Here is a 7,020-nt window from a genome sequence, read left to right on the forward strand (position 1 = left end):
GGCCTGCCGCGGGCACGACCGGTGTCCCGTCAGCCGTCCGCAACGCCGCCTGTGCCGCGCGGGCGCGCCGCCGTCTTGATCCCGCAAGGTAAAAAACGATTGAGAATGGCAACACGCCATAGCCGAAAAAAGTCATAATGCCGCCAACCACAGTCGGCTCCGTCGCCGCCATCAGGGTTACGACGTACATCCATCCTATGGCTACGATCCACATGCGATGCTCCGGTTGCTGTCGATAAAACGATTCTACACAATGGACGCCTTATGAATACGCCTGATGCTACCCCGCAGATGCTTGCCGCACCCTGGATGGCGCCGTTCGCGCAATTCACCGATCCCTCCGCCTGGCAGTCCTGGATGAAACTCCCCGACGGTGCCGACGGCTCGGCAGCGTTCGCACCGGTGGCCAAGATGCTGGGCGATATCGGCGCCGGGCTGTCGCAGGGCAAGCTGGAAGCGCTGCGCGACGATTACCTGCAAAAGGCGATGAAGCTGTGGCAGGAGTTTGTCACCGGCAAGCTGCCGTCGTTCAGCGACCGCCGCTTTTCCGCGCCCGAGTGGACGGCGAACGCGATGTCCGCGTACAGCGTCGCGTCCTACCTGCTGAATTCCGAATTCATCATGGCCCTGGCCGAGGCCGTCGAAGCGCCGCCGCGCGACAAGCAGAAGATCCGCTTCGCCGTGCAGCAGATCGTCGATGCGATGTCGCCCGCGAACTTCCTCGCGACGAATCCGGAAGCCCAGCAGAAAATCATCGAGACCAAGGGCGAGAGTCTCACGAAGGGTCTGCAGAACATGCTGGCCGACCTGCAGAAGGGCCGTATCTCCCAATCGGACGAGTCCGCATTCGAGGTGGGCCGCAACGTCGGCATCACGCCGGGCACGGTCGTGTTCGAGAATCACTTGTTCCAGCTGATCCAGTACACGCCGACGACGCCGACCGTGCACGAGGTGCCGCTGCTGATGGTGCCGCCGTGCATCAACAAATACTACATCCTCGACCTGCAGCCGGAGAATTCCCTCGTCCGCTACCTGGTGGAGCAGGGCAATACGGTGTTCATGCTGTCCTGGCGTAATCCGGACCAGAGCCTGGCCGGCACGACGTGGGACGATTACGTGGAGCAGGGCGCGATCCGCGCGCTGGACGCCACCCGCGCCATCACGGGCCAGGACAAGGTGAACGTGTTCGGCTTCTGCGTGGGCGGCACGATCGCCGCGACGGCGCTGGCCGTGCTGGCCGCCCGCGGCAGGAAGCCGGCCGCCAGCCTGTCGCTGTTCACGACGCTGCTCGATTTCTCGGACACGGGCGTGCTCGACGTGTTCGTCGACGAAACCCAGGTCAAGCTGCGCGAACAGCAGCTTTCCCGCGGCGGCCTGATGCCGGGACGCGACCTGGCGACGACGTTCTCCGCGCTGCGTCCGAACGATCTCGTGTGGAACTATGTCCAGCAAAACTACCTGAAAGGCAAGACGCCGCCCGCGTTCGACCTGCTGTACTGGAATGCGGACAGCACGAACCTGCCGGGTCCGATGTATTGCTGGTACCTGCGCAATACCTACCTCGAGGACAAGCTGAAGGTGCCGGGTGCGCTGACGGTGGCGGGCGTCAAGGTCGACCTGGGCACCATCGATTGCCCGACCTTCCTGTACGGGTCGAAGGAAGACCACATCGTGCCCTGGGAGGCGGCGTTCGCGTCGATGGGGCTGCTGAACCCGAAAAAGCCGAAGAACAACCGTTACGTGCTGGGCGCGTCGGGCCACATTGCAGGTGTGATCAATCCCGCGTCGAAGAACAAGCGCAGCTACTGGGTCAACGAGGGCGGCAAGACGCGGCCGAAGACGGCGGCCGACTGGATGGCCGGCGCCGTCGAGAAGAAGGGCAGCTGGTGGCCGGAATGGGCGAAGTTCCTCGTCGAACACGGCGGCAAGGAGGTCGCGCCGCCCGCACAGCCGGGCAATGCGCAGTATCCGGCGATCGAGCCGGCGCCGGGCCGGTACGTCAAGGCCAGGGCCGATTGAAGGGACCGCTAACACATTGCGAAAGAAATCATTCAGTTGCTCAGCGAATAATTGCTGCACCTGCGTTCGCAACGTGGTATTTTTAGCGGATATCCTCTTGGAATCGGAGACGCCGCGGCAGATCCCCGCGGTCGCTGCATAATAAATGCGCTTCGGCGCTGTACATGGAAATGAGATGAGTAGTGTCAAAAAAAGCACTGAACGCCTGATCAAGAAGTATCCGAACCGCCGGCTGTACGACACCCAGACCAGTTCTTACATCACCTTGTCCGACGTGAAGCAACTCGTCCTCGATTCCGACGAGTTCACGGTCGTGGATGCCAAGACGAACGAAGACCTGACCCGCAGCATCCTCCTGCAGATCATTCTCGAAGAGGAAGCGCACGGCGTGCCGATGTTCTCCAGCGGCGTGCTGTCCCAGATCATCCGCTACTATGGCCACGCGATGCAGGGCATGATGGGCTCGTATCTGGAAAAGAACGTGCAGGCGTTCACCGACATCCAGAACAAATTCGTCGGCTCGGCCGCGGGCGCGATGGAAGGCAAGCCGTTCAGCACCGAGATGTGGACCCAGTTCATGAACATCCAGGGTCCGATGATGCAGGGCATGATGAACAACTACATCGACCAGAGCAAGAACCTGTTCCTGCAGATGCAGGAGCAGATGCAGAGCCAGAGCAAGGCGATGTTCGGCGCGTTCCCGTTCGGGGTGCCGCCGGAGAAGAAGTAACGTTTGCACGTCGTCCCCGCGGAGGCGGGGATCCAATGTTGCCCGCATTGCGGCAACGCATGAAAAATTAGGCTCCTGCCTTCGCAGGGGCGGCGTACAGAGGGCGCGGGCTGCAAAGACATTCTCTGTATACGACATGCTCGTCGATTTCCCTCCGCCCCCGCTTCCTGTACAATCGCGGATTGCCCTGAATTTTTGCCGCAATCCGACAATGCAAGAACTCCGCCGTAACCCTCTTCCCGCCACCTCCGACGCTGCCGGCACCGCCGTGCCGCCGAAGGTCGGTTTCGTCTCGCTCGGCTGCCCGAAGGCGCTCGTCGACTCCGAACAGATCCTCACGCAGCTGCGCGCGGAGGGTTACGAGACCGCCAAGTCGTATGCCGGCGCCGATCTCGTGATCGTCAACACCTGCGGCTTCATCGACGCGGCCGTGCAGGAATCGCTCGATGCGATCGGCGAGGCGCTGGCCGAAAACGGTAAAGTGATCGTCACGGGCTGCCTCGGCGCCAAGAAGGATGCATCGGGCAGCGACATCATCACCAAGGTGCACCCGAAGGTGCTCGCGGTGACCGGTCCGCACGCGGTCGCCGAAGTGATGGAGTCCGTGCACATGCACCTGCCCAAGCCGCACGACCCGTTCATCGACCTCGTGCCGGACCACGGCGTCAAGCTCACGCCCAAGCACTACGCTTACCTGAAGATTTCCGAAGGCTGCAACCACCGCTGCAGCTTCTGCATCATCCCGTCGATGCGCGGCGACCTCGTGTCGCGTCCGATCCACGATGTGCTGCAGGAAGCGGAGAACCTGTTCAAGGCGGGCGTCAAGGAACTGCTGGTGATCTCGCAGGACACGAGCGCATACGGCGTGGACGTCAAGTTCCGCACCGGCTTCTGGAACGGCCGCCCGGTCAAGACGCACATGACGCAGCTGACGGAAGCCCTGGGCCAGATGGCGCAGCAGTACGGCGCGTGGGTGCGCCTGCACTACGTGTACCCGTACCCGCACGTGGACCAGGTGATCCCGTTCATGGGCGAGAACGTCGTGCCTTACCTCGACATCCCGCTGCAGCACGCGCATCCGGACGTCCTGAAGCGCATGAAGCGCCCGGCCAGCGGCGAGAAGAACCTCGACCGTATCCAGGCATGGCGCAAGATGAACCCCGACCTCACGATCCGCTCGACGTTCATCGCCGGCTTCCCGGGCGAGACGGACGCGGAATTCGAATACCTGCTGGACTTCCTGAAGGAAGCGCAGATCGACCGCCTGGGCTGCTTTGCGTACTCGCCGGTCGAAGGCGCGACGGCGAACGAGATCGCGAACCCGGTGCCGGACGAAGTCAAGGAAGAGCGCCGCGCCCGCGTGATGCTGCTGCAGGAAGAGATCTCGGCGCAGCGCCTGCAGGCGAAGGTCGGCAAGACGATCCGCGTCCTCGTCGACGAAGTGGGCCCGCGCGAAGCGGTCGGCCGCTCGGCAGCGGATGCGCCGGAAATCGACGGCGTCGTCCACATCAAGCGCGCCCTCACGCCGGGCAAGGCCAAGCCGGCCGTGGGCGAGTTCATCGAGGTGGTCGTGACGAAGGCGGATGCGCACGACCTGTGGGCGACCGTGGCCTGACAGCCGCTGACAGGGAGGCGGCGACGTGACGAAGAAGTCCATCCAGACCACGCTCACGCACAGCGACTACCGCCCGCCGGCCGGCTTCGCCGCGTACCCGACGCCGATCCATCACGCGTCCACGGTCCTGTTCAAGGACGTGGCCAGCCTGCGCTCGGGCGACTGGCGCAGCAAGCAGGCCTATACCTACGGCCTGCACGGCACGCCGACGACGTTCACGCTGGAAGCGCGCCTGGCCGCCATCGAAGGCGGCGGCTACGCCCTGCTGGCGCCGTCCGGTCTCGCCGCGATCTCGATGATCCTGCTGGCGCTGCTGAAGTCGGGCGACGACGTCCTGCTGCCCGATAACGTCTACAACCCAACGCGCGAGCTGGGACGCTGGCTCGCGAACGACTTCGGTGTCTCCGCGCGCTTCTACGATCCGCTCGTGGGCGCGGGCATCGCGGACCTGATCCAGCCGAACACGAAGCTGATCTGGACCGAGGCGCCGGGCTCCGTGTCGATGGAAGTGCCGGACCTGCCCGCGATCTGCGCGGCGGCGCACGACAAGGGCATCCTGGTCGCGCTGGACAACACATGGGCCGCGGGCCTCGCGCTGCGCGGCTTCGACGTCGGCGCCGATATCGTCATGCAGGCGCTCACCAAATACCAGTCGGGCGGCTCGGACGTGCTGATGGGCGCCGTGATCACGCGCGACACGGCCATCAACGACCGTATCTCGACGTCGCATATGCGCCTCGGCATGGGCGTGGGCGGCGACGATGCCTACCTGGTGCTGCGCGGCCTGGAAACGATGAAGCTGCGCTTCGACGCGCACGATGCGTCCGCGCGCAAGGTGGCGGCGTGGTTGAAAGGCCGTCCCGAAATCGCGAAGGTGCTGCACCCGGCATTCGAGGATTGCCCCGGCCACGACGTGTGGAAGCGCGATTTCACGGGCGCGGGCGGCCTGTTCTCCGTCGTCTTCGATGCACGCTATGCGGGCGAGCAGGTGGACCGCTTCGTCGACGCGCTGGCATTGTTCGGCATCGGGTACAGCTGGGGCGGAACGCACAGTCTCGCCGTGCCGTACCGGATGCAGGGCATGCGGCGCGACTGGCCCGACACGGGCACGCTCGTGCGCTTCAACATCGGCCTCGAAGGCACCGACGACCTCATCGCAGACATCGAGCAGGCCCTCGGCCGGCTCTGATCACACTGGCATCGCGCGGTTGTTGTTCAGGTCGAGGAACCCGCGGATGATCCGGTACGCCATCCACACCCACGCAATCCCCCAGATAACGAAGGGGAAGACGACGGTAAACCACAACAACGCGCCCAGGACCATCCACAGCGCGTAAAACCAGAACGACCGGATCATCCACGTGTGGTGGCTGTAGACCATCGTCCCGGCCGTGTCCGGCCGCCGGATGTAGTTGACGATCAGCACCAGGATCGACAGCGTGCCGAGCGAAAAGAAAAACGTGAGCGCATGGGCGACGTACAGGATGCGGGCGAACTGCTTGGCATCCTCGAGGCCGCGTTCGTAGACGAGTTCCTGGGCCATGACTTCTCCTGGTTCTAGATTGCCATTACGATAACCGATCGGCCGCTCAGGCGGCGCGCGCGGTCTGCTGCACCCACGCGACGAGGCGGTTCGCATCCATCGCCCCGGCCTGGCGCGCGATCTCGCGCCCGCCCTGGAACAAGGCGATCGTCGGGATGCTGCGGATGTTGTAGCGCGCCGCGAGATCCTGCGACGCTTCCGTATCGACCTTCAGCAGCCGCACGTGCGGCTCCAGCCGGCCGGCGGCCTGCGCATACGCGGGCGCCATCATGCGGCACGGGCCGCACCACGCGGCCCAGAAATCGACGAGCACCGGAATGTCGTTGCGCCCGACGTGCTTGTCGAAGCGGGCGGACGACACGTCCGTGGGCTGGCCGGTGAACAGCGCCTTCGCGCATTTGCCGCAGACGGGCTGGTCGGCCAGGCGCGCGCCGGCGACGCGGTTGACGGCGTCGCAGTGCGGACAGACGATGTGCAGGGACTCGGCCATGGTGGTGTTTCCTCCTGATTGCGATTGATATTGTATGCCCGGTGGCGCGTGCGCCGTCGACCATGCCGTTCGACATAGAATCGGATGCCGGGCGGATGCCCTCCAACATGGGTCCAGATGAGCGAATTGCAATCCACGGCAGTCAATCGGCCCCTGATCGGCTGCGCCGGCTGGGGCCTCAACAAGGACGTGGCGGCCGACTTCCCGGTCGAAGGAAGCCACCTCGAGCGCTACGCGGCCGTGTTCCCCGCGGTCGAGATCAACTCGTCGTTCTACCGGCCGCACCAGCCGCGGACGTACGCCCGCTGGGCCGCCAGCGTGCCCGACGTCTTTCGTTTCTCCGTCAAGCTGCCGAAGGCGATCACGCACGAGGCGAAGCTGCGCGACGCGGACGAGCTGCTCGACCGTTTCGTCCGCGAAGCCGGCGAACTGGGGCCGAAACTGGGCTGCGTCCTCGTCCAGCTGCCGCCCAGCGGCGTGTTCGATCCGGAGACCGTCGCCGGCTTCCTGCCGCGCCTGCGCGCTCGCTTCCCCTGCATGCTGGCGATCGAGGGACGCCATCCGACGTGGTTCGGCGACATGGCGACCGCGCTGCTGCGCGAGCACGGCGTCACGCGCGTGAT

Annotated in this window: 8 protein-coding genes; 5 read left to right on the top strand and 3 right to left on the bottom strand. The window is 64.7% G+C overall.

Features of this window, described 5'->3' with window-relative positions:
* The coding region (locus tag ACEN88_RS21035) for a hypothetical protein (RefSeq protein WP_413342675.1) at positions 1–214 on the bottom strand (214 nt) is incomplete at its 3' end.
* Between the two features lie 50 nt (positions 215–264).
* On the opposite strand from ACEN88_RS21035, the gene phaC reads away from it, so the two are divergent.
* The 4 genes from phaC (at position 265) to ACEN88_RS21055 (ending at position 5,553) form a co-directional block, all read left to right on the top strand.
* A complete protein-coding gene (phaC, locus tag ACEN88_RS21040) occupies positions 265–2,019 on the top strand; it encodes a class I poly(R)-hydroxyalkanoic acid synthase (RefSeq protein WP_413342677.1) in 1,755 nt (584 codons plus the stop codon).
* A gap of 175 nt (positions 2,020–2,194) precedes the next feature.
* Positions 2,195–2,749: a polyhydroxyalkanoate synthesis repressor PhaR gene (gene phaR / locus ACEN88_RS21045; protein WP_413342679.1), complete on the top strand. Its 555-nt coding sequence runs from the start codon at positions 2,195–2,197 to the stop codon at positions 2,747–2,749.
* A 211-nt stretch (positions 2,750–2,960) separates the two neighbouring features.
* Entirely contained in the window at positions 2,961–4,364 is a 1,404-nt protein-coding gene (rimO, locus tag ACEN88_RS21050; protein ID WP_413342681.1) for a 30S ribosomal protein S12 methylthiotransferase RimO, read from the top strand.
* A gap of 25 nt (positions 4,365–4,389) precedes the next feature.
* Entirely contained in the window at positions 4,390–5,553 is a 1,164-nt protein-coding gene (locus tag ACEN88_RS21055) for a cystathionine beta-lyase (protein ID WP_413342684.1), read from the top strand.
* On the opposite strand, the gene ACEN88_RS21060 is transcribed toward ACEN88_RS21055, so the two are convergent.
* Positions 5,554–5,907 carry a DUF4870 family protein gene (locus ACEN88_RS21060; protein ID WP_413342687.1) on the bottom strand — a complete coding sequence of 118 codons (354 nt, stop codon included), beginning with the start codon at positions 5,905–5,907 and terminating at the stop codon, positions 5,554–5,556. It lies immediately after the preceding gene.
* A 46-nt stretch (positions 5,908–5,953) separates the two neighbouring features.
* Positions 5,954–6,397 carry a thioredoxin TrxC gene (trxC, locus tag ACEN88_RS21065; protein WP_413342690.1) on the bottom strand — a complete coding sequence of 148 codons (444 nt, stop codon included), beginning with the start codon at positions 6,395–6,397 and terminating at the stop codon, positions 5,954–5,956.
* Positions 6,398–6,523: 126 nt separating this feature from the next.
* Here trxC and ACEN88_RS21070 point away from each other — a divergent pair.
* On the top strand, positions 6,524–7,020 hold a 497-nt coding region (locus tag ACEN88_RS21070), incomplete at its 3' end, for a DUF72 domain-containing protein (protein ID WP_413342693.1).

The sequence above is a fragment of the Massilia sp. CT11-108 genome, from assembly GCF_047302915.1.
GTDB classification, from domain to species: Bacteria; Pseudomonadota; Gammaproteobacteria; order Burkholderiales; family Burkholderiaceae_D; genus Telluria; species Telluria orientalis.

Coding starts and splice junctions, on each gene's coding strand:
- phaC (WP_413342677.1), top strand. CDS start 265: ATGAATACGCCTGATGCTACCCCGCAGATGCTTGCCGCACCCTGGATG.
- phaR (WP_413342679.1), top strand. CDS start 2,195: ATGAGTAGTGTCAAAAAAAGCACTGAACGCCTGATCAAGAAGTATCCG.
- rimO (WP_413342681.1), top strand. CDS start 2,961: ATGCAAGAACTCCGCCGTAACCCTCTTCCCGCCACCTCCGACGCTGCC.
- ACEN88_RS21060 (WP_413342687.1), bottom strand. CDS start 5,907: ATGGCCCAGGAACTCGTCTACGAACGCGGCCTCGAGGATGCCAAGCAG.
- trxC (WP_413342690.1), bottom strand. CDS start 6,397: ATGGCCGAGTCCCTGCACATCGTCTGTCCGCACTGCGACGCCGTCAAC.